17 protein-coding genes are annotated in these 23,402 nt (G+C 47.6%); 16 read left to right on the top strand and 1 reads right to left on the bottom strand.

Annotated features, from left to right (window positions below):
- Window positions 1-428 precede the first annotated feature (428 nt).
- The 7 genes from HMPREF3090_RS07910 to HMPREF3090_RS07880 all read left to right on the top strand — a co-directional run bounded on the left by HMPREF3090_RS07910 (window position 429) and on the right by HMPREF3090_RS07880 (window position 10,996).
- Complete coding sequence (locus HMPREF3090_RS07910; protein ID WP_070486427.1) at window positions 429-2,903, top strand: UvrD-helicase domain-containing protein; 2,475 nt, start codon at window positions 429-431, stop codon at window positions 2,901-2,903.
- 20 nt (window positions 2,904-2,923) lie between these two features.
- Window positions 2,924-4,918, top strand: coding sequence for an NAD-dependent DNA ligase LigA (ligA, locus tag HMPREF3090_RS07905; RefSeq protein WP_067974766.1), 1,995 nt, complete (start codon window positions 2,924-2,926; stop codon window positions 4,916-4,918).
- 67 nt (window positions 4,919-4,985) lie between these two features.
- A complete protein-coding gene (locus HMPREF3090_RS07900) occupies window positions 4,986-6,119 on the top strand; it encodes a CamS family sex pheromone protein (protein WP_067974770.1) in 1,134 nt (377 codons plus the stop codon).
- Between the two features lie 185 nt (window positions 6,120-6,304).
- Complete coding sequence (gene gatC, locus HMPREF3090_RS07895) at window positions 6,305-6,610, top strand: Asp-tRNA(Asn)/Glu-tRNA(Gln) amidotransferase subunit GatC (protein ID WP_067974773.1); 306 nt, start codon at window positions 6,305-6,307, stop codon at window positions 6,608-6,610.
- Window positions 6,610-8,064 (top strand): Asp-tRNA(Asn)/Glu-tRNA(Gln) amidotransferase subunit GatA, encoded by a 1,455-nt coding sequence (gene gatA / locus HMPREF3090_RS07890; RefSeq protein WP_067974776.1) that lies wholly within the window; start codon window positions 6,610-6,612, stop codon window positions 8,062-8,064. The genes gatC and gatA overlap by 1 nt, the downstream gene beginning before the upstream one ends.
- An 11-nt stretch (window positions 8,065-8,075) precedes the next feature.
- Window positions 8,076-9,503, top strand: coding sequence for an Asp-tRNA(Asn)/Glu-tRNA(Gln) amidotransferase subunit GatB (gene gatB / locus HMPREF3090_RS07885; RefSeq protein ID WP_070486425.1), 1,428 nt, complete (start codon window positions 8,076-8,078; stop codon window positions 9,501-9,503).
- Window positions 9,504-9,736: 233 nt separating this feature from the next.
- Entirely contained in the window at window positions 9,737-10,996 is a 1,260-nt protein-coding gene (locus HMPREF3090_RS07880) for a YkvI family membrane protein (protein WP_083272434.1), read from the top strand.
- Between the two features lie 129 nt (window positions 10,997-11,125).
- Here HMPREF3090_RS07880 and HMPREF3090_RS07875 read toward each other — a convergent pair whose 3' ends face one another.
- Window positions 11,126-11,488 (bottom strand): TIGR02328 family protein, encoded by a 363-nt coding sequence (locus HMPREF3090_RS07875; RefSeq protein ID WP_067974786.1) that lies wholly within the window; start codon window positions 11,486-11,488, stop codon window positions 11,126-11,128.
- A 118-nt stretch (window positions 11,489-11,606) separates the two neighbouring features.
- Between HMPREF3090_RS07875 and HMPREF3090_RS07870 the strand changes: the two genes are divergently transcribed.
- From HMPREF3090_RS07870 to HMPREF3090_RS07830, 9 genes are all read left to right on the top strand, one after another.
- Window positions 11,607-12,434 carry an exodeoxyribonuclease III gene (locus HMPREF3090_RS07870; protein WP_070486504.1) on the top strand — a complete coding sequence of 276 codons (828 nt, stop codon included), beginning with the start codon at window positions 11,607-11,609 and terminating at the stop codon, window positions 12,432-12,434.
- A gap of 396 nt (window positions 12,435-12,830) precedes the next feature.
- Entirely contained in the window at window positions 12,831-14,279 is a 1,449-nt protein-coding gene (locus HMPREF3090_RS07865) for a C40 family peptidase (RefSeq protein WP_070486423.1), read from the top strand.
- A 227-nt stretch (window positions 14,280-14,506) separates the two neighbouring features.
- Complete coding sequence (gene yycF, locus HMPREF3090_RS07860) at window positions 14,507-15,214, top strand: response regulator YycF (protein WP_067974791.1); 708 nt, start codon at window positions 14,507-14,509, stop codon at window positions 15,212-15,214.
- Window positions 15,215-15,217: 3 nt separating this feature from the next.
- Complete coding sequence (gene walK, locus HMPREF3090_RS07855) at window positions 15,218-17,080, top strand: cell wall metabolism sensor histidine kinase WalK (protein ID WP_070486420.1); 1,863 nt, start codon at window positions 15,218-15,220, stop codon at window positions 17,078-17,080.
- Window positions 17,077-18,543, top strand: a complete 1,467-nt coding sequence (locus tag HMPREF3090_RS07850) for a YycH family regulatory protein (protein WP_070486417.1) — start codon at window positions 17,077-17,079, stop codon at window positions 18,541-18,543. Before walK ends, HMPREF3090_RS07850 begins: the two co-directional genes overlap by 4 nt.
- Window positions 18,544-18,553: 10 nt before the next feature.
- Window positions 18,554-19,402 carry a two-component system regulatory protein YycI gene (locus HMPREF3090_RS07845; RefSeq protein ID WP_070486415.1) on the top strand — a complete coding sequence of 283 codons (849 nt, stop codon included), beginning with the start codon at window positions 18,554-18,556 and terminating at the stop codon, window positions 19,400-19,402.
- Window positions 19,403-19,414: 12 nt separating this feature from the next.
- The gene (locus HMPREF3090_RS07840) at window positions 19,415-21,064 is read left to right on the top strand and encodes a DUF2207 family protein (protein WP_070486413.1); all 1,650 of its coding nucleotides are present in this window, start codon (window positions 19,415-19,417) and stop codon (window positions 21,062-21,064) included.
- Window positions 21,065-21,188: 124 nt separating this feature from the next.
- A complete protein-coding gene (locus HMPREF3090_RS07835; protein ID WP_067974807.1) occupies window positions 21,189-22,001 on the top strand; it encodes an MBL fold metallo-hydrolase in 813 nt (270 codons plus the stop codon).
- A gap of 81 nt (window positions 22,002-22,082) precedes the next feature.
- Entirely contained in the window at window positions 22,083-23,363 is a 1,281-nt protein-coding gene (locus tag HMPREF3090_RS07830) for a S1C family serine protease (RefSeq protein WP_067974810.1), read from the top strand.
- Window positions 23,364-23,402: the final 39 nt, after the last annotated feature.

Here is a 23,402-nt window from a genome sequence, read left to right as displayed (position 1 = left end):
AAACATTCGCTCGTTTCTGACTTGTGAAATCACTTCGAGTCTGCCAAGTCGAACCCGACTAAAAAAAGGGTGTGAAGGCTGGCGCTTAGCTTTCGTTCACTGGAGCAAGTCACCAGAGTAGTCAACCAGACTGCGGCGGAGACTTGTGAAGTGACACGAAAGCTGCCAGCCTGAACCCAACTAAGCAGGGTGTGAGAGGATGCGGGAGAAAGGGAGCTCTGGAGTAAAAGGACAGAGAAGGCTGAAGGCCTTCGACGGACTTTTATGAAGAGGAGCCCTTTCTGCATCCTCGAACCCAACTAAAGTAAAGCTACCCCAAAAGAAGGCCTTTGATCAGGCCTTTTTTCTTGTCTTGATGGGTCCCTGGAGATTGAAGGGGCGAGGGATAAATGATAGACTTGAGAAGTATTTAGTGAAGGGAGACTAAGATGGCAAGCAGGGAAGATTTAATTCAAGGACTCAACGATAAACAAAAAGAAGCTGTACAGTGTACCGAAGGACCGCTCTTGATTATGGCTGGGGCAGGCTCGGGTAAAACCCGGGTCTTGACCCATCGGATGGCCTATATTCTAAGCGAGAAGGATGTCCGCCCTTGGAACCTACTGGCGATTACCTTTACCAATAAGGCCGCAAAAGAAATGCGCGAGCGGGTGGACCAGTTGATTGGTCAAGGCGCAGAGGCCATGTGGGTGGCAACCTTCCACTCCATGTGTGTCCGCATCCTCAGACGGGAAGCAGAGGCAATCGGGCTTTCGCGTTCCTTCACCATTGCTGATCCGGCTGAACAGCAGACCTTAATTAAACAAGTGATGAAAGACCTCAACATCGATACGACTAAGTTCAAGCCCCGGATGATCTTGGGTAAGATTTCGGATGCTAAGAATAATTTGCAGACACCTGACCAGTATGCTGACACGCATTCTGGCCTGATTGAAGATATCGTGGCTAAGTGCTATGTAGCCTATCAGAAACAATTATTGGCGGCTCAATCCTTGGACTTTGATGATTTAATCATGTATACGGTGCGCTTATTTGAAGAACAGAAGGAGGTTTTGCGCTACTACCAGCAGAAATTCCAATATATCCATGTAGACGAATATCAGGATACTAACGAAGCCCAGTACCGCCTAGTTAAACTATTGGCTGCTTACTTCAAGAATATCTGTGTAGTGGGAGACGCCGACCAGTCCATCTATGGCTGGCGGGGGGCTAATATGGAGAATATCCTAAATTTTGAAAAAGATTATCCCGAAGCCAAAGTCGTTCTCTTGGAACAGAATTATCGGTCCACTAAGACGATCCTGGCTGCAGCTAACAACGTGATCGGTCGCAACCAGAAGCGCAAAGAAAAAGATCTCTGGACAGACAATGACCAAGGCGAGAAGATCCATTATTACCGGGCACAAACGGAGCAGGATGAGAGTTACTTTGTTATTGAAGAAATTAAAAAGGCCCTCCAAAAAGGCTACCAATACAAGGATGTGGCTGTCCTCTACCGGACCAATGCCCAATCACGGGTGGTCGAAGAAAACCTGGTTAAGGCTAACCTGCCTTACCGCATTGTCGGGGGCTTGAAATTCTATGACCGCAAAGAAATTAAAGATATCCTAGCTTATTTACGCTTACTGGCTAATCCCCAAGACAATCTCAGCTTTACCCGGGTAGTGAATGTACCTAAGCGGGGCGTAGGGCCAGGCAGCTTGGATAAATTGCGCCATTTTGCCAGTGACCAGGGCTTGACCCTCTTGCAGGCAGCAGGTCATGTTGATTATGCACCGATTTCAGGTAAGGCAGCTAAATCGCTGAAAAATTTTGCGCAGATGCTAGCTGACCTTAACCAGGAACGAGCTGAACTCAGCATCCGCCAACTAACAGAGAAGCTTTTAGACCAATCTGGCTACCAGGAAGACTTAGAAAATCAGAAGACTCTGGAAGCTCAGACACGCTTGGAGAATATCCAGGAATTCCTCTCCGTTGCGGATGAATTTGATAAGCGTTGGCGGGAGGAAGCGGGCGACCGGCAAGCAGCAGCGGCGGCTGATGACCAAGGCCAGCCGGTCCAAGCGGAAGCTATCCAATTGCCAGAAGGTCCTGGACCATCGGCTCAAAAGCAAGAGGCAATCAGTCTCTTTGGCGATGACACCTTGGACCGCTTATTGGATGAGGAAGATTTAGCGGCTCCTGAACTTGAGGAAGACCGTTTACTAGCCTTTCTCACCGACCTCTCCCTGGTATCAGATACAGGCGAAGAGGAAGAAAGCGCTAGCGGCCAGGTGACCCTGATGACCCTCCATGCGGCTAAGGGATTGGAATTTCCTATTGTTTTTATGATCGGTATGGAAGAAGGTCTCTTCCCCTTGTCTCGGGCAGCTCAAGACCCAGATGAATTAGAGGAGGAGCGGCGCTTGGCCTATGTTGGGATTACCCGTGCTGAAGAGAAACTCTATCTCAGCAACAGTTACAGTCGCATGCTCTATGGTAAGCGTGAAGCCCATGCCCCCTCACGCTTCATTGAAGAGATCGATGCTGAACATCTCGACCAATCCGCTAAGCAAGCGACCAGCTTTTCCTTCGACTTTGGCCAGAGCCAAGCCAGGAAAGCCGGTTCTTACCGCAATTACCTCAAAGGCAAGCAGCAGGAACGGGCAGGGGCTCAGACTTATTACGACCGACAAGGCAAGGAAGCCAAGCGGTCCGTCTTTGACAAGCCGCAAGGTCAAAGCAAGTCAGCTGACCAAGAAACCGCCTGGCGAGTTGGCGACAAGGCCCAGCATAAGAAGTGGGGCCTAGGCACCGTTGTCAAAGTGACCGGCGAGGGGAATGACCAAGAATTAGATATTGCCTTTAAAGCGCAGGGAATCAAACGCTTGTTAGCAGCCTTTGCGCCGATTGAGAAAGTTTAAGAAGGAGGGGTCAAAAGCCAGTGGATGCTAAAGAAGAAATTCGAAAATTGACCGAGCAATTGAACCACTATGCCTATGAGTACTATGTCTTAGACCAACCGAGCGTGACTGATGCGGACTACGACCAAGCCTATCGACGTTTAGAGGACTTGGAGGCCCGCTATCCAGATTATATTCAGGCTGATTCACCGACCCAACGCGTTGGGGATAAGTTAGATAATCGTTTTGAGAAGGTCCAGCACCCCACGCCGATGTTATCTTTGGGGGATGTCTTCGACCGTCAGGAATTAGAAGACTTCATGGCTTCTGTGGAACGGGGTTTAGGCTTTATGCCCCGCTTTGTTTGTGAAATGAAGATTGATGGTCTGTCGGTTTCGATTCGCTACCAAGAGGGGGCCTACCAAGGGGCGGCTACCCGGGGCGATGGCACGGTAGGCGAAGATATTACGGCGAATGTGAAGACGATCTCGGCCGTGCCGATGCGCTTGCGGGAGGCCCAAGACCTGGAAGTGCGCGGGGAGATCTATATGCCCAAGGCTTCTTTCAAACAGTTGAATGAACAGCGTGAAGAGGCAGGACAAGCCACCTTTGCCAATCCCCGTAACTCGGCAGCTGGTTCGGTCCGCCAACTCGATCCTAAGGTCACGGCCCAAAGAAAGCTGAATGTCTTTCTTTACAGCGGCGTCTTTGATGAGTCATTGGGTGTCTCTAGCCAGTCTGAACTCCTGGCCCGTTTGCCCGAGCTGGGTTTGCGGGTTAACCCTAATTACCGGATCTGTCAGACAGCTGAAGAAGTTTGGGCTTATGTGGATGAGGTCCAGGAGAAGCGTCATGAACTCGCCTATGAAATCGATGGTATTGTGATTAAGGTGGATCGTTTTGAAGACCAGGAAGCTCTAGGTTATACCGTCAAGGCACCGCGCTGGGCCATTGCTTACAAGTTCCCAGCCGAACAAGCTCAGACCGAATTAAAGGATATTGAGTGGACGGTAGGGCGGACTGGGGTCGTCACTCCAACAGCGGTGATGACGCCTGTTCTCTTAGCTGGTTCAACGGTGCAGCGGGCCAGCCTCCACAATGCCGACTTGATCCAGGACAAGGACTTGCGTTTGGGCGACCAAATCATTATCCATAAGGCAGGGGATATCATCCCCGAAGTGGTCCGTGTCTTAGAAGACGAACGGCCAGCTGATAGTCAGCCCTATGCAATTCCCGAAACTTGCCCCGTTTGCGGCAGTGATTTGATCCATTTAGAGGATGAGGTTGCCCTGCGCTGTGTGAATCTAGCTTGTCCGGCCCAGGCCAAGGAGAAGCTCTACCATTTTGTATCCCGCAATGCCATGGATATCAGTGGGGTAGGCCCCCGTTTACTAGAACAGCTTTATGACCGTGACCTAGTCGGCGACCCTTCAGACCTCTACCAATTAGATAAGGAAAGTTTACTCGATCTCGATAAGGTAGGCGATAAATCTGCTGATAATATCTTGACGGCCATTGAGGCTTCCAAGGCGAATTCTCTGGAACGCTTGCTCTTTGCCCTCGGTATCCGCCATGTCGGAGCCAAGGCCGCTAAAGACCTGGCCGCTCATCTTCCTAGTATGGAAGAACTGATTGCAGCTGACAAGGCCTCCTACCTAAGCATTGATGGGATCGGTGAAATTATCGCTGACTCACTTGAAGAATTCTTCGCAAATGATGAGGTTCTAGCCTTGATTGACCGCTTGCGTGCAAGTGGACTCAATATGACTTATTTAGGTGCTAGCCCGGAAAGCGTCGCCGACCAGGATTCCTTCTGGCAAGGTAAGACAGTGGTGCTGACCGGCAAGCTTGACCAGTATACGCGCCAGGAAGCTAAGGCAGCCATCGAAGCCTTGGGTGGTAAGGTAACCGGGTCTGTTTCTAAGAATACGGATATTCTCGTTGCTGGCGCTGATGCAGGGAGTAAGCTGACTAAGGCTCAGGATTTGGATGTGACGATTTTTACAGAAGCTGATATGGTTGACCGTCTCGATTAAAGACCTGGCCAGAGAATTATGCTAAAATAAGAGAAACTAGTTTTTATAATAAGGGGAAAAATGAGTCATGAAACGATTACACCATAAATTGGGCTTGCTCGTCTGTCTGGCCCTGGCTCTTGCGGGCTGCCAGGGTCCAGACCAGGCCGAGGAAGGTCAGGCCCAGGAGAGCAGTGGGCAAGCCTCGCAAGCTGAAGAACAAGATGCCCCGGCTCTTTCCATTAACCATTACCCAGCTGCGATTGAAGACGGCCATTATAAGATGAGCGAGAGTCGGGGCTTGATGGCCCGGCCAAGTTCAGAAGCCAACCTACGCAACTTTGAAGAGGGCCTCTACCGGATCGCAGAGGGGCAATTCTCGACGGAAGAATATTACTTCCAAGAAGGTCAATTGATTACACGAGAAATGGCCAACCAGTGGCTAGGGGCTAAGACTAAAGACAATCCGGAGGGGCTCAACCCCGAAGGCAGTGCCTCGGATAAGCGAGAAGATTACCAGCCTAAGTATCTCAACAGTATTCTAGAATATAATTTCATGAAAAAAGATGCTGAGGATAACTACCAGCTGGAAGGAGTCACTATCGGTTTGGCTCTCAATTCAGAAGATACCTTCAGCAATGGAGAAAGCCAGGAAAAAATAAGTATCGACAAGGACCAAGCCTTGGAACATGGCAAGCAGATTGCAGAAGAAGTGGTGGCACGGATTCGCAAGGATAAAAAATATGCCAAACTTCCTATTCAAGTGGCCCTCTTCTACAATGGCCCTACCGATAGTTTAGCTGGTGGATCTTATGCTTCAGAAGTGGTTTCGGTAGCTGGGACGGCCTTCTCGGACTGGGAGAACTATGACACCCAGCACCTGGTCTTCGGCGTTGACGATGCGGCAGCTGAGGAGGATAATGTAGCCTTTGCGCGTTTCACTTCCGAAGTTGAAGATTTCTTCCCTCGCCTGAGTGGCATATCTGGGGTAGGAACATATGAAGAAGGCCGCTTGAGCCAGATTGATATTGAAATCAATACCCAGTTCGATGGCTATTCAGAGCTCGTTGCCCTGGTCCAACATACCATGAACACGGCCAATACAATCTTTAGGAACAATCGAGGAAGTATTACTATCCGCGTGGAAGGACCGAGTGGCATACGTGCTATTATGGAAAGGCAAGCGGGCGAGAATAACTTCACTTATGAAATGATCTCCTAAAGACTTGTAGGATCCTTGCCGTTGTGACCCTTTTCTGATTATGATAAAATAAGAAGGATGACAGTCTTTGCTGGAGCTTTTCCAGTTAAGATGTGGCCTTGAACCACCATCTTTTGCTCAACCAGCTCAGTCAAATTTTGACCTAAATGTAATGTTATAAAGTAAGCGACTAAGGAGGCGACAACATGGAAGTAAACAAAGATTTAATTCAGCATGTTGCAAAATTAGCAAAATTATCCTTTACGGATGAGGAAATTGATAAAATTACCGACAAATTCGAAAATATTATCCACATGGTAGACCAGTTAGAGGAAGTGGATACAACAGATACGCCGATTATGACCTGGGGGATTGATCTGGAAAATGTCTTGCGCGAAGATGAGCCCGTACCAGGCCCTGGCGCTGACGTGCTCTTGAAGAATGCGCAAACCCCTCGTGATGGTTTTATTGGTGTACCAACAGTTATCGATGAAAGTGAGGACAATGCCTAATGAGTAAGAGATTTGAGGAAACAATCCGTGGCCTGAACCAGCAATTAGTCGATGGCGACATTACAGCTGTTGAACTGGTTGAAGAGACCATCGCTCGCATCAAAGCTTTAGATGAAACTTACAATGCTTTTATCACTCTGAATGAAGAAGCGGCACTCGAAGCTGCTAAGGCGAGTGATGAAGCCGGCTACAGCACCGACCGTCCCCTACAAGGGATTCCTTTGGGGATTAAGGACAACATTGTGACGGAAAACTTGCGGACAACAGCGGCTTCCCGGATGTTAGAAAATTTTGTTCCAGTCTATAATTCAACGGTCTGCGACCGCTTAGAAGCTGCTGGTGCTATTATTATCGGTAAGTTAAATATGGACGAATTCGCTATGGGCGGGTCTACGGAAACTTCTTATTTCGGTCAAACCCGCAACCCATGGGATACCGACCGGGTTCCTGGTGGTTCTTCCGGTGGTTCAGCTGCGGCTGTCGCTGGGGGCGAAGTCGTTGCGGCCCTAGGTTCTGATACTGGGGGGTCTATCCGCCAACCGGCTGCTTTCACAGGGATTGTTGGTCTAAAACCAACTTATGGCCTGGTTTCTCGTTGGGGGCTGATTGCCTTCGGGAGCTCCTTTGACCAGATTGGGCCAATGACCCGGACGGTGGAAGATAATGCCATTATTCTCGAAGCCATTGCTGGCCATGATGACCACGACTCAACGACAGCTGACTTGACAGTACCTAAATATAGCCAAAACCTCGATGACGGCATTGAAGGGCTCAAAGTCGCTGTACCAAAAGAATTCTTCGCTGAAGGCGTCGATGAAAAGGTACAAGAAAATGTCCGTCAAGCCATTGCTAAATTAGAAGAATTAGGGGCTATTGTTGAAGGAGTCAGCATTCCTCACTTGAAGTACGGTATTCCTGCTTACTATATCCTCGCTTCATCAGAAGCTTCTTCTAACCTCCAACGTTTTGACGGTGTCCGCTACGGCTACCGAGCAGAAAACGTTAAGGACCTAGAAGATCTCTATGTGCGCACACGGTCTGAAGGTTTCGGACCAGAAGTTAAGATGCGTATTATGCTGGGAACTTTTGCCCTTTCTTCCGGTTACTTCGATGCCTACTTCAACAAGGCAGGTAAGGTGCGTTACCTACTCCGTCAAGAGCTGGCTTCGGTCTTTGAAAAATATGATGTCATTGCAGGACCTGTCTCCACGACACCCGCTTATAAATTGGGTGAGCGCGTCGATGATCCTCTACAAATGTACATGGCTGACCTCTTAACCGTGCCGGTCAACCTAGCTGGCCTGCCAGGCATGTCGGTTCCAGCCGGATTTGATGAAGATGGCTTACCAATTGGGCTCCAATTAATTGGTAACTACTTCGATGAATCCACGCTCTACAAGACGGCTTATGCCTTCGAACAAGCAACTGACTACCAAAGTAAACACCCAGAATAGGAGGAAACAGCGTGAATTATGAAACAGTCATTGGTCTGGAAGTCCATGTCGAATTAAAGACCAAGTCTAAAGTTTTTTCTAGTGCTCCTACCAGTTTCGGAGCTGCCCCAAATGAGAATACCAATGTGGTGGACTGGGGCTATCCAGGCGTTCTGCCTTTCACTAATAAAAAGGCTGTTCATTATGGCTTAAGAGCTGCGACGGCCTTAAACTGCCAAGTGAACCCACGTCAATACTTTGACCGGAAGAACTACTTCTACCCAGATAACCCTAAAGCTTATCAAATTTCTCAATTAGATAAGCCACTGGGTGAACATGGTTATGTCGATATTGAAGCCAATGGAGAGACCAAGCGGATCGGGATTGAACGAATCCACTTGGAAGAAGATGCCGGGAAGAGTATCCACTCTGGCCAAGGCTCTCTGGTTGACTTAAACCGCCAAGGGACACCCCTTGTTGAAATTGTTTCTGAAGCAGATATGCGCTCGCCTGAAGAAGCCTATGCCTATCTTGAAAAGATTCGTGAAATCATGATGTTTATCAATGTTTCCGATGTGAAGATGGAAGAAGGCTCGATGCGTTGCGATGCGAATATTTCCCTCCGTCCTTATGGGCAAGAAGCTTTCGGAACTAAGACCGAAATTAAGAACTTGAACTCCTTTAACAATGTGCGTCGCGGCCTGGCTTATGAAGAGAAACGCCAAGCTCAGGTTCTTAACAGCGGTGACCAAATCTTACAATCTACCCTACGTTGGGACGATGCCAATAACAAGACAGTCTTGATGCGGGTTAAGGAAGGAGAAGCGGACTACCGTTACTTCCCAGAACCTGATCTGCCTCCATTTACAGTGAGCCAGGAAGAATTAGACCAAATCAAGGCTGACATGCCTGAGATGCCAGACCAACGCCGTAAACGTTACATTGAAGAATTCGGTCTGCCAGAATACGACGCCAAGGTCTTAACCTTGACCCGTGAAATGTCTGAGTTCTTCGACGCCACGCTAGCTGCGGGCGCCGATCCGAAGCAAGCGTCGAACTGGTTGATGGGCGAAGTCTCTGCCTACCTAAACGATAATGCCAAGAGCCTTGACGAAATCGGCTTAACAGCTGATAACTTAGCGGAAATGATCCAACTTATCCAAGACGGGACGATTTCTAGCAAGATCGGGAAGAAAGTCTTCAAACACCTCGCTGAAGAGGGCGGGTCTGCTAAGGCCTATGTTGAATCAGCAGGACTGGTTCAAATCTCTGATCCTGAACAATTAGTGCCAATGATTAACGACGTCATTGATGCCAACCCTCAATCCTTGGAAGACTACCAAGCTGGTAAGAAGAAAGCAATGGGCTTCTTAGTTGGTCAGATTATGAAGGAAACGCGCGGTCAAGCCAACCCACAAGTTGTCAACCAATTGCTTAAAGAAGAATTAGATAAGCGTTAAGACTGATTCAAATAGCTCCCTTGTCTTGGACAGGGGAGTTTTTTTCTTGCCTCATTTTAAAATCGGATGTCCTGTTTATTAAGCGATAGCTGGCTTGCTAGTGGGTCCGTCTAAATAATAGGTCAAACACTTTTTCCAAAGAGAGTCCTGCCCTTATTACTGGTATTAAAATAAATTGCCATTATAATTAAAGTAAAGAAAACGTTAATGTTAATGAAGGGAAAGGGCTTACTATGGATGCTAAAATAAAAAATATGTTCCACATCGGCCTAGCCTACTTGGGTGTTATCATTGGGGCAGGATTTGCGAGTGGTAAGGAGATGCTGCAGTACTTTGTTAGTTTTGGCAAAGAGGGAATTTGGGGTGTGGCCCTGTCGGCATGCCTCTTTGTTATTGGGGGGATCGTCCTCCTTCAGTTTGGCTCTTACTACAAGGCCCAGGAGCACAGCGAACTTTTCAACCATATTTCTTCGCCCCTGGTGTCAAAAATTATTGATTTTATCATTAATATGAATCTCTTCTGTACGGGCTTTATTATGATTGCGGGAGCGGGGACTAATCTCAACCAGCAGTTCGGCTTGCCCATCTGGGTGGGGGCCTTGATCTTGTCGGGCCTGGTTATAGTCACTGCCTATATGGATGTGGACCGAGTGACGACTTTGATTGGTGCCATTACGCCTTTTGTCATTGTTTTTCTGATTGGGATCCTTATCCATACCCTGATCCAACAGCCTCTGACCTTTGAGGAGGCGATGGCACTATCAGCTAGTCAACCGACGACTCTGCCGAATTGGTTGATTTCGACTCTGAATTATTCCTGCCTGGCCTTGATGCTAGCCTTGTCCATGGCAGTTGTGATTGGTGGGGAACAGTACAGTCCCAAGCAGGCAGGTTTTGGCGGGCTCTTCGGAGGCCTCTTGGTTGGTGCCCTCCTCTTCGCTTCCTTCTTCTCCATTAGCTTGAATATCGACCAGGTGGCAGGGTCATCCATGCCCCTCTTAGCCCTCTTCAACGCTATTAATCCAACGCTGGGCTTGGTCATGGCGCTGATTATCTTTGGTATGATTTACAATACAGCCATCGGAACCTACTATGCCCTAGCCAAGCGGGTGTCGAGAGCCCAACCAGAAAAATTCAGCCGCAATATGATTTTTTTAGTAGCGGTTGGTTTTGTCCTTTCTTTTATTGGTTTTGAAACCTTAGTGGCCTATCTCTTCCCCTTTATTGGCTATTGTGGCTTCTTCGTGATTGCCCTATTAATCATCCAATGGGGCCTACGTTACCGCCACATTCATAAAGAGAGCGGCATTCGCGAACGTTTACTGGAACATGAGGAGCGGCGCTTATCGGAGGACTATGACTTTGACCGGGAGGACGCTGCCCAGATGCGCGACCTTTACGATGAATCGCGTGTGGATAATAAGGAACTATATGATGAAGTGACTGAAATTGGTCAAGAAGAATTTGGTGAAGATGCGGCTCCTCAAGACTAAGATTGAGTACCAGAGACTGAAACAGACTAATACCATACAAAGCCCCTGCTCAACACTTGCTGTTAAAAGCAGGGGCTTTGTATGGTATTCTTCCAAATAAATGAGCTGCTTGATGTGTCAAAGGCTAACTTAAAGTTTGATCCCCTTATTTCTGAGGTTAGCTAGGCACTCGTCCATATAAGCCGCATCGTGTTCGGGAAAGATGGGCTGGCTGATAGGAACTGCTTCTAAATTAGAGTAGGGCGCACACTTCTTGCCCCGATAATTCTTATCTTCCCAAGCTGGGTCAGGATGGTAGCCCCGAGCCTTCATTTCACCGATAACGAGCTGGTGGTAGGCATAGAGCCGGTAGGGGGAATAGTTAAAAACATAGTCGACCGTTGCGTGTTTCTTCCCCCAGCCGCCTCCACGCAGTGCAGCACACTCTCGGTGCTGGCCTAGGAGCTGTTGGCGGGGTAAGGCTGGAATCAGGTCCTGGTGCCAGAGTCGCATATCAAACGCCCTCCTTTGTAAATAGTTTAACATAGTTCTGTTCGAGCTTTAATTAGAAGGGGTGGAGAATTTTATGTTAAACTGGATGCACGATTACACGAAGGAGTTATTTTAAATGATGAAATTTATTTCTTGGAATATTGATTCGCTGAATGCAGCACTTACGAGTGATTCGAACCGCGCTCAAATGTCCCGGGATGTCTTAGCGACTATCCAGACTTATGAGGCAGATGTTATTGCCATCCAGGAGACCAAGCTATCGAGCAAGGGGCCGACCAAGAAGCACCAGGAAGCCTTGGCTGACTGGTTCCCCGGTTATCGCTATGCCTGGGTTTCATCGGTTGAACCTGCCCGCAAGTCCTATGCTGGCAATATGGTCCTCTTTAAGGAAGCTTTAGATCCTATTATTAGCTATCCCGAAATCCAAGCACCGGATACCATGGACCAGGAAGGCCGGCTGATTACCCTAGAATTTGAAGACTTTTATTTCAACCAAGTCTATACCCCAAATGCAGGGAATGGCCTTAAACGTCTAGCGGACCGTCAAGTTTGGGACCAAAAATATGCCGACTACCTAGCTAGTTTGGATGAAGACAAGCCGGTGATTGCGACGGGAGATTATAATGTCGCCCACCAGGAAATTGACCTGGCCCATCCTGAGAACAACCGACGTTCAGCTGGTTTTACAGATGAAGAACGCCAAGGCTTTACGCGCTTGTTAGACCGCGGCTTTACGGATACCTTCCGCTACCTCCATGGCGATGTGGAAGGGGTCTACTCTTGGTGGGCCCAACGTGTCAAAACCAGTAAAATCAATAATTCTGGTTGGAGGATCGATTACTTCTTGACCAGCGACCGCCTCAAAGACCAGGTCCAAAAATCGGAAATGATTCATTCTGGTGACCGTCAGGACCACACGCCAATTTATCTTGAAGTCGACTTATAGAAAGGATGCGCCATGCAGAAACGATATCCTAAATTCTTCCTAGCAGTTTTCATTATCCTCGTTCTCGCGACCATCTTCTGGCTAGCCCGGGGCTAAGTCATAGACAAGCAAAAAATTAGAGGTTAAGTTTACAGTTATGTTACAAAAGAGTGAATTTTCTTTGAATTTCAAAGCGTTTAGTAAGAATTTGTAAAAATTAATAAAGACCTTTAAAAGCTTAGAGCAGGGAAAAGAGGCTGTCATCAGCTTTATCCGCATATTATTTAAAAGCCGTCAAGACTTTTTTTGCAACAAAGTGAAATAATTTGTAATCTAACTGTTATCCCAATTTGGGGAAAAGATGGTTATAATAATAGAGAATTAAATTTTGAGTAAAACTCAGGGGGTAAAATTTAAATGACTAAATTGAAAACTATGGTAGGAACTTCATTAGCAACGACCACAGCTTTACTAGCTTTCGCACAGACCGCGTCTGCTGATGAATTATATAAAGTAAATGCCGGCGACACCTTGTCAGCTATTGCAAATAGCTTCGGAACAAGCGTTGACGCTATTGCTAAAGAAAACAATATTAAAGATGTTAACCATATCTTAGTGGGCCAACAATTCAATATCCCAACTGAAACGGTTAAAATCGACACTCAAGCTAGCCAAGCTGCTAGTCAAGCTGCAGATGCTGTTTACCACGTTCAAGCTGGTGACACTTTAAACCAAATCGCAGCTAAGTTCAATACAACGGCTGACGCTCTCCGTCAATTAAACCAAATCAGCGGGGACCTCATCTTAGTTGGTCAGCAATTAAAGGTTAAGGGTCAAGTTGAAGCGGCTCAAAATACCCAAGCTGATCAAGCAGAAAATGGTAAAGTACTTGCTGACACAGTAGCTACAGAAGCTCCTGTTGTTGAAAAAGAAGCTCATGTGATTACCATTAACGGCAATACCTATACTGTTAAGGCAGGGGATACCCTTCCAGCAATTGCTCAAGCTGCAGGAACTAGCGTTGAAAGCTTGCGTGCCTTGAATGGTTTATCTAGCGACTTTATTTACGCTGGCCAAGTTCTTGTACTTTATCCTGAAGTAGAAGAAGCTCCAGCAGAAGAAGCTCCAGCAGCTGCTTACCAAACTGCTCCAGAAGACGCTGAAGAAATTGTGATCGCTCAACCTGCTAAAGAAGAAGTTGTGGCTCAACCTGCTAATCAAGTAGCTCAAGAAGAAGTAGTTGCCCAACCAGCAAGCCATAACCAAGAACAGGCTCAAACTGAAGCTCAAGCAGCTGAAGCCAAGGCCCAAGAAGAAGCCCAAGCAGCCGAAGCTCAACGCCAACAAGAAGCTCAAGCAGCTGAAGCTCAGCGTCAACAAGAAGCTCAAGCAGCCGAAGCTCAACGTCAACAAGAGGCTCAACAAGCTGAAGCTCAACGTCAACAGGAAGCTGCTCAAGCTCAACAACAACAGCAACAACAAGCCCAACAAAATAAGCAAGGAAACCAAAATGTCGTAGCAACTGCTCGTCAATACACTGGTGTTCCTTATGTATGGGGCGGTAAGACACCTAACGGCTTTGACTGCTCAGGGTTCACTAACTATGTTTACCGTGAAGCAACTGGCCAAGACATCGGTGGCTGGACAGTTCCTCAAGAATCAGCTGGTCCAACTATCGCTGTTAGCCAAGCTCAAGCTGGCGACCTTTACTTCTGGGGGAACCATGGTTCTAGTTACCACGTAGCGCTTGCTACTGACAGCCAAGGGGGCTACATCCACGCACCTGCTCCAGGCCAAACTGTAACAGAATCTAACGTTCAATACTTTGCACCAAACTTCGCAGTAAGCATGCAAGCTTATCAATAAGATTTGAATCAAAAAAGTCGAGACCTACCCCGCTCGACTTTTTTTCTATATATAGTCCATCGGCTGGTGATCTGCCAAGCAAACCGATGGACTTTTTTGTGCTATCATGGGAGGAGAGTCCTTGGCTCCGGGTGAAGAATTGAACTTTAGCTGGGCTCAAGGTATAATAGATTAATGAAAAAAGCGCTTGAATCGTCTGTTAATTCATGAATTAAAGGAGTGCAAACATGAAAAAGGTGTTAATCGTTGATGATGAAAAAGCCATATCTGATATCATCAAATATAATTTAGAAAAAGAAGGCTATGAGACCTATGTCGCCTCAGATGGTGAGATGGCTTTGGATTACTTTGAAGAATATGAACCAGACTTGATCTTATTAGACCTCATGCTGCCTAAGAAAGATGGGATTGAGGTTTGCCGGGAAATTCGCAAGGAGAGCCAAGTCCCTATCATTATGCTGACGGCCAAGAGCGATGAAATTGACAAGGTGCTAGGGCTTGAGATGGGGGCGGATGACTATGTGACCAAACCCTTCTCCAACCGGGAGCTTTCTGCCCGTGTCAAGGCTAACCTACGTCGTTCAGCTATTGCAGCTGAACCGGAAGCTAAGGAGGAAAAGACCCACAATATTGAAGTAGGTGACTTGGTCATCCACGAAGAGGCCTATATGGTGTCTAAGAATGGGGAAGATATTGAGTTGACCCACCGTGAATTCGAACTTCTCCACTACTTAGCCCGCCATATTGGTCAAGTGATGACCCGGGAGCACCTCCTGCAAACTGTTTGGGGCTATGACTATTTCGGGGATGTGCGCACCGTGGATGTGACAGTCCGCCGACTCCGGGAAAAAATTGAAACGTCACCTTCCCATCCTGAAATTTTGATGACTAGACGGGGCGTCGGTTACTTCATCCAAGACCTCAACCAGGAGTAAGCCATGGCGAAGAAAGGCATCCCATTTTATAAATCGGTCCTCTTTAAGATTCCGATGATCTTTATCCTTGTGGTGCTCCTCTCGCTCCAAATTATTGGGGCTTATTTTATCAAGCAGCTCGAATCTGAAATGCTAGCTTCTTTTGATGAGCAGGTTAGTGTGCAGATGAGCTTCTTGGAGGAAAGTGCCCGGCCCATATTGGATGATGACAACTTGGATAACCAGGAGAAGGCGGACCGTCTAAATACGATCTTTCACCGCTTCAATTCTAATAATATCTTGGAGTCTCAGATTTTGGACCGCAATGGCTTTTTGGTGGCGAGCTCCAGCCCCAACAGCCAGGCACACTTGGGTCAACGGGTGACCAGGGAGGATATCGACCAGACCCTCTACAATAATACCGCTTCTTCGCGTGAAATTTATGATGCCGAGCAGAATATCCGGGTCAAACAGTATGTGGCGCCTATCCTATCTTCGGATTCTTCGGGACAATTGGTCGGCGTATTAAATCTGCGGGTCAATATTGAGAGCGTTTACCGGCAGATTCAAAACATTATTATCATCTATTTGACCTCATCGGCTGTTTCCCTCTTATTTACTATCGTCTTGGCCTTCTTGATTTCAACCGGGATTACCCGCCCGCTCAAGGCCATGAAGGACCAAGCCGAGAAAATTGCGGATGGGGACTTCAATGGACAAGTTCAGGTTTACAGTGACGATGAAATCGGTAACCTGGCGGAATCTATCAACTACCTGTCTGTTCGCGTCAAGGAAGCTCAAGAGTCCACTGAGTCGGAGCGTCAGCGTCTGGATTCGGTGCTCAAGCACATGACCGATGGGGTAATGGCAACGGACCGGCGGGGGCGGATTATCCTCACCAACCGTAAGGCCCTGGACTTTATCTCAGCCTCAGAAGAGGAAGTGATGGGTCACTCCATTATGGAAGTCCTCAAATTACAGGACCGCTATACTTTCCGTGAGCTCTTTGATAGTAATGACGAGATTCTAATCGACATGTCCACCCCTGACCAAGAATCGGTGATCAAGGGTGAGTATTCGATCATCCAGCGGGACAGTGGCTTTATCTCTGGCCTAGTCTGGGTTTTGACAGATGTTACCGAACGGGAAAAGATTGAGCGCGACCGCCGGCAATTTGTTTCCAATGTTTCCCATGAATTGAGGACACCATTGACCAGTGTGCGGTCTTATAGTGAAGCATTGGCAGATGGGGCGATAGCTGACCAAGACCTGGCGGTAGAATTTCTGGGCGTTATCCAAAACGAAACCGACCGGATGATCCGGATGATTGGCGACCTCCTCCACCTATCTAATATGGATTCGGGTAAGGAGCAATTGAACTTTGAACTGGTTTCCTTTACGGCCCTGGTCTCCCGTGTCCTCGACCGTTTCGATATGATGATGCAGTCTGGGCAATTTGGGACTGACCGTTCCTTTACCATTGTCCGTGAATTGGCAGGGGATGATTACTTTGTCGAGATTGACCAGGACCGAATGACCCAGGTCATTGATAATATTATTAATAATGCCATTAAGTATTCACCGGATGGCGGAACGATTACGGTTCGGCTGATGTCGACCCACAATGAAGTCACCCTCAGTGTCCAGGACCAAGGATTGGGCGTGCCACAGAAGAGCATTCCTCATCTTTTTGACCGCTTCTACCGGGTAGATAAGGCCAGGTCCAGGACCCAAGGTGGGACTGGTCTGGGCTTAGCCATCGCCAAGGAAGTGATTGAGATGCACCATGGCCGCATTTGGGTCAACAGTATTGAGAATAAGGGGTCGACCTTCTTTGTCAGTCTCCCTTATGTTGAATTCTATGGAGAGGATGAGTGGGGCGAATGAGAAAACATTGGGGACGTTTTGTTAATATCATTTTGATCTTACTCGTTGCCTTTAGCCTCTTAGCAACTTTTGCTATCTTTAGTCCGACTTTTCGGGTCTTCAATGCCTTCCCAGGCTTTGGACAAAATAAAGACCAAGACCAACAGCAAGTGGCTACTGGGACACTCAATGTGACCCAGCCTAGTTCAGCTCCCTTACAGGTTGTCTTCTCGCCTAAGTCCGTGGTGCGTCACACTAAGGAAGAAGGTTATGTGAAATCTTTCAACCCCGCCCTGATTAAGCAGCTGACCCAGCCTCTCTTTGACTTGTCGAAGACCATTGATGCCGGGAAGATTAAAGAAGAGGAGTCGGAAGACCTCCGCCAAGCCATCGATAAGAAAGATTTTGTGGAATTTGAATTCTCGGATGAAATCCCCATGGCCTTCTTGCTTAAAGGGGCGCCTGAACTCGATAAATCCCACCGCGATTATGTCTTTGACCGGATTATTATGACAGTCGACGATCCCAAAATTTATTTATTGAGTGAAAAAAACGACAAGGCTTTTACCGTGGAGGCCCAAGAAGAAGGCCCCATCCAAACCATCCAAGACCAGCTCAACCAGGATAAGTCGACTTTTTATGCCGTCCAACCCTTTGAGTGCCGAGAAGGGCGCATCTATTTAAGTAAGGAAGCTCAAGAATTGGATATCCTGACTTATATGGTTGAGCGGCAACCGATTAATTTCTACTTGAACAAGCTCTTTCCTTCACCGGAGAATATTCATGATTATAGTGATGCTAACTATTCTCGCTATTTTTCCGATGGTAAGAGCCTGCTTTTGGACAATAATACCTTGGAATTGGTCTATGCGAGTGACGGTAGCGATGGGGAAGCCCTCCAGCAGGATGAAGCCATCCAAGAGAGCTTTAACTTGTTAAAAGACTTCCAACCTGCTTATGATTCTTGGAAGTTTACGGACTTTAGTGGGCAAAACCAGCAGATCGTCTTCCGTAAATTTATTGCGGGCCTCCCTGTCTTCGGGCCCCACAATGTGTCGAAGATCAAGCTAAAGATCTCTGACCAGGGCTTACTAGGGCTGAACCTGTCAGCTTTGACTATTCAAACGCCTGTGACGCCCTTGTCGGCACCCGTCCGGCTAATGAGCGGCAAGGATGTCGTTAGAATACTGGCAGAGAATAACTATTCGACCCAGGAGATTGATATGATCCAACTCGGCTACCGTTGGGTGAGAAGCGATAAGTCCAATGCCCTGGTGGAATTAGTGCCTAGTTGGCATGTCAAGCTGAAGGGACGCTGGCATATGTTGGATAACTTGGTGGATATGTCCAAGTACAAGGACCTCCAGACCATCCACCTAGACACTAAAGAAAATATCAATATGCAGGGACTCACCGATCACAAGGACCGCGAAACTGGCGAAGAATCTGAAGATATTTCGCTTGATCAAGAACAAGAAGATTAGGAGGAAAGTCATGGATTTTAGACGTATACAGTACATACTCATTGTGGCTTTCTTAATTTTAGATCTTTTCTTATTGAATATCTTTGTGGGAAAGAATTCCGTTTACTTTCTCAATGACTATAACCGGTCCACAGCCCCTAGCGTGCAGAAGGAAATGAATCTGGAAGAGCTAACAGAAACCTCGGTGTCAGATGAGACGGGGGAATTGCCTTTCGTTGCTGGTCAATTAGACTTAGAAGCCTGGCAGGAAGAGGCTGAGAAGTTAACGGACCAGGAAGTGACGGTGGACTCCAAGGGCCGGCTCTTTAGTAAATTAGACCGGCCTATTCCGGTCGCTAGTCTCCAAAAAGGAACGGCAGAAGATGCCTGGTCTGTCAGTGATTTTAAAGAAGTCAATGACTTTAAAGACAGCTCGCAGCTTTTAAATGGTAAGGATTACCAGTTCGCCTATTATAATCCCCGCAAGTCGACCATTACCTACTACCAAGAAGCCTATGACGGCCACGGTATTATTGATGGGACTGGGGACTTAATCTTCCACCTTAATGACAAGCAGGAAGTCGACGCCTATGAGCAGAGCTATGCTGGGGAGACCCAAGTCCAGGGCGAAGACCGCCCCTTAATTTCTGAGAAGCAAGCGATTGAGAACCTCTACCTCAATGATGAGATTCCCAATAAGGCAACGGTAGTTAAGGTTAAGATTGGCTACCGGACCAGCTTAGCCTTAGACCAGCTTCATATGTACAAACCCATTTGGACCATCTATATCAGACACAGTGATGATGAAATTGAAACAGAATATGTGGATGGTATCAATAGGACAATTATTCAACCGCAGACCACCAATACCGGGACCTAGGAAGGAGCAGCCATGATCAAAACTTATCTCAAAATAGGCTTTAGCATCTTAGTTTTATGGCTAGGGCTCTTCCTGGCTGGCCCCGTTCAAGCTAAGGAGCTGAAGATTACAGATTATCAAGTCGAACTGGCAACGGATGAACATGGCGTGATTAAACAAAATGAAGTAATCACTTATGATATCCAAGGTCAAGTGGACCAGCTCCGCCACCAAATTGCCCTAGGCGATGTGGGGGAAGTGGAGAGTTTGAAGATTGACATGCGGAGTGCCGATGCCAAGTCCGCCTTTCCCTTTGCCTTGAGCGATTCTCACGAAGTTGGCACCTTCTTTGCCCAACAGGATGATAGCATGCTCCAGGTCAATGTTTTCAACAAGATGAGCGACAGTCAGCAGATTGCTCGCTACCAGTCCACCATCAACCGAACTTGGACGAACTATGGCAACTATGCGATCTTGAGCTTACCCCTCCTATCAGCGCCTGGGACTGTGGACGAAGCCCGCATCCGCTTGAAATTTCCTAAGCCCGTCAAGGCCCAGGATGCTCAGATCTTAACGACTCCCCAGCAGAAGACCCACTGGCGCTGGGTCAATGACCAGGAGTTAGAGATCCAAGTCCGGGATAAGGGAGCAGGCGAAAGCATTCTTCTGGAAGCCTATATTCCTTCTCAAGTCTTGGCCAACAATCCGACAGTAGGCCCTGAAAGCAAGGGCCAGTCCATCGTTCAAGAGATGGACCAAGAAGCCGCGCAAAGAGCCAGCAAGCTCAGACGCCAATCGGCCTTTATTTGGGGTATGGCAGCTCTCTTGGCAATCCTCTTAATTATTCTAGCTTATTTCCTAGGCCGGGATAAGCACCGTTTAGCCCAAACAGCACCGGCCAGCCATTTAGCCTTAGACCAAGTCCATCCCTACCAAGTCTTGGCTTTGGACTCTAAAGCAAGGGCTAAGGAGCGCTTTTATGGCAGCCTCTTTAGCTTGTACCAGGATGGCTTGATAGATCTAGTGGCCCAAGCTCCAGCAGGCAAGAAAAAAGTGGACTTATTGGTCGTTCGCCAAGCTGATCAGGCCGCCAGGGGCCAGGACCAGGCCTTGTTGACTGCAGGGCAAAAGTTAGGAGAGGGGCAAAGCTTCTATGTTTCCGACTTATTAGCTGATAGGTCTCTTAAAGGCTCCTTAGCCAAAGCCCAGGCTAAAGCCTTTAAGAGGGTAAAAACCGAGTCTTTTCCCGTCTCTGGCCGCAATAAGTGGTACCGGCTCCTGCTTGTGGGCTATTTAATCTTAGCTATGGCAGCAACACTAGCTGCCCTGCTCTTGATGCTAGAGATGGATACCTCTTATGGGGCCCTCATCGTCTACGGCCTTTGTCTGCTTTTGGCCCTGGTTTTCTACCGACGCGCTTTGCCGATCTATACATCCCAGGCTCTCTTTAAACGGCGCGCCATCAAAAAATTAGTCCATTATTTGACCAAGAAGGAATGGACTGACCAAGAGATCAATCGATCCGAAAGAGAGCTAAGCCAGCTTTACTTGCTCTCTTGGTTTACAGGGACCAATGCTTTGTACTATAATAAACTAGTAGCTAGCGGACGTTTACCGCGCCAGCTTCAGAACTGGCCGGACGTCCTGTACGATAAAAAATTAAGTGATATGATTTGGAAATAAAAGCGAGAACCATTCAGGGGAGACCGAGTGGAGGAGGGCAGGACCATAAGCACTCCTTAAAACTGACGTCTGCCCTGACTTTTTTATAGGGCTTACTTAGTCATTATCACTGAGAAGGGATGTTATGATGAGTTCAGAAGATTTTTCAATGCGGATTTCGATGTTAGCCAGTGGCAGCTCCGGGAATGTGACCTATGTCCAGACTCCCCAGCGTGAAATTCTCGTTGATGCTGGTCTGAGCGGGAAGAAGATTGAACAATTAATGGCCAGTATCGGTCGGTCCATGCATAATATAGATGCGATCTTTGTGACCCATGAGCATAGTGACCATATCAAGGGCCTAGGGGTCTTAGCCCGCCGCTATAAGCTGGCAATCTATGCGAATGAAGAGACCTGGCTAGCCATTGGCGACAAGTGTGGGAAGATTCCTCTCGAGCAGCGCTTCGTGATGGAGCCAGGGGAGCTTTTAACTTTCGGAGATTTGGATGTGGCGAGCTTTGGGGTGAGTCATGATGCGGCCCAGGCCCAATTCTATGCCTTCCAGAAGGACAATAAGCAATTTGCGATGATGACTGACCTTGGCTATGTCAGCGACCGCCAACGCGGCTTCTTGCGGAATTGCGATGCTTATCTGATGGAGAGTAACCACGATACTGATATGTTGAGGATGGGACGCTATCCTTGGCATTTGAAACAGCGGATCTTAAGCGATAGTGGGCACTTGTCCAATGAAGCAGGAGCTGAAGCCTTGTCAGAAATGATTGGAGATAAGACCCAGCATGTTTACCTAGGCCATCTTTCCAAGGACAATAACTTACCCGAGCTGGCCATGCAGACAGTGACTTCTGTTCTAAGAGACCATGATTTGGGGGTCAATGACCAGTTTCACATCCACAATACCCATCCCGATGAGGCAAGCGACCTATTGACTTTATAAAATAGCCATAATAAATTTCACAAAGATTTCATAATTATCACCTAAAATAAAGCAAAAAATGAGAGTTAGGGGGGTAGCTAAATGCCTGAGGAAAATCAAAATAAATCATCACTCAAGAAAATATGGACACCAGCTATCGTGGGAGGCTTAATTGGCGCAAGCTTAGTCGGAGGTGTCGGCTATGCGAGTGGCGCTTTCAACCAAGTGACTTCACAGGACGAGGTAGAAGAGATTGTTCATAAGGAATTAGCCAAGAAAGATCAGGGACAAGCCAGTAAAGCAAGTGGGACCCAAGAAGAAGCGTCAGTCAATATAACGACCGATGTTTCCGCTATCGTCGACAAGGTCAAAGGTTCTGTTGTTTCTGTCGTTAACCTGGCAGACACTTCAAATAGTGAACTTTATGATCTTTTTGGTTTTAAGAATCCAGGTAGCCAATCCGCCCAAACCCCCGAAGAACAGTATACGACAGCCTCTGAGGGCTCAGGGGTCATCTATAAAGTGGAAGGCGATCGGGCTTATATCGTGACCAATAACCATGTCATCGATGGCCAGGATGCGATTGAAATTATTACCAGTGAAGGCGAGCAAGTTCCAGCTAAATTAGTCGGGGCCGATAAGTTTACCGACTTAGCTGTCTTGTCGATTCCAGCTGAATATGCGCATACAGTCGCACAATTTGGCGATTCACGCGCCTTATCGGTAGGGGAACCAGCCATTGCCATCGGTTCTCCACTCGGCTCAGATTTTGCTTCAACGGTGACTTACGGTATTATTTCAGGTCTTGACCGCCAGGTACCTGTGGACTTGGACCAAGATGGGAGTGCCGATTGGCAGGTCAATGCCATTCAGACGGATGCCGCCATCAATCCTGGGAACTCGGGTGGGGCCCTAGTTAATTCAGCTGGCCAACTTATCGGGATCAATTCCATGAAGATCTCTACTGCCAATGTTGAAGGCATGGGCTTCGCTATTCCAAGCCATGAAGTCCAAAAAATTATCGCCCAGTTAGAAGAAAACGGGAAAGTCATTCGCCCTAAATTTGGGGTACAAATGACCGACCTGCGTCGAATCCCGTTAGACCAACAAGAAAACTTGCTCAAGCTACCAAAAGAAGTTGAAAACGGTGTGGTGATTATGGATGTTATTTCCAACACACCAGCTTCCAAGGCAGGGCTCAAGCCTTATGATGTGATTACTAAATTCAATGGCGAAGCGGTTAATTCTACGGTCGAACTCCGTCAAAAACTTTACAGCACGGATCCAACCGCTACAGTAACTGTAGAAGTCTACCGCGAAGGCCGGCCAGTGGAAGTTAAAGTTCAACTCGAAGCCCAGTCCTCCAATGAAACACCAAGTTAATGATTAAGAGAGTGTGACAAAAGTCGATCAGGCCTGAAC

This window comes from Aerococcus sp. HMSC23C02 (assembly GCF_001806805.1).
In the GTDB taxonomy this organism is placed as follows: domain Bacteria; phylum Bacillota; class Bacilli; order Lactobacillales; family Aerococcaceae; genus Aerococcus; species Aerococcus sanguinicola.
This window is presented reverse-complemented; position numbering and strand designations above follow the sequence as displayed.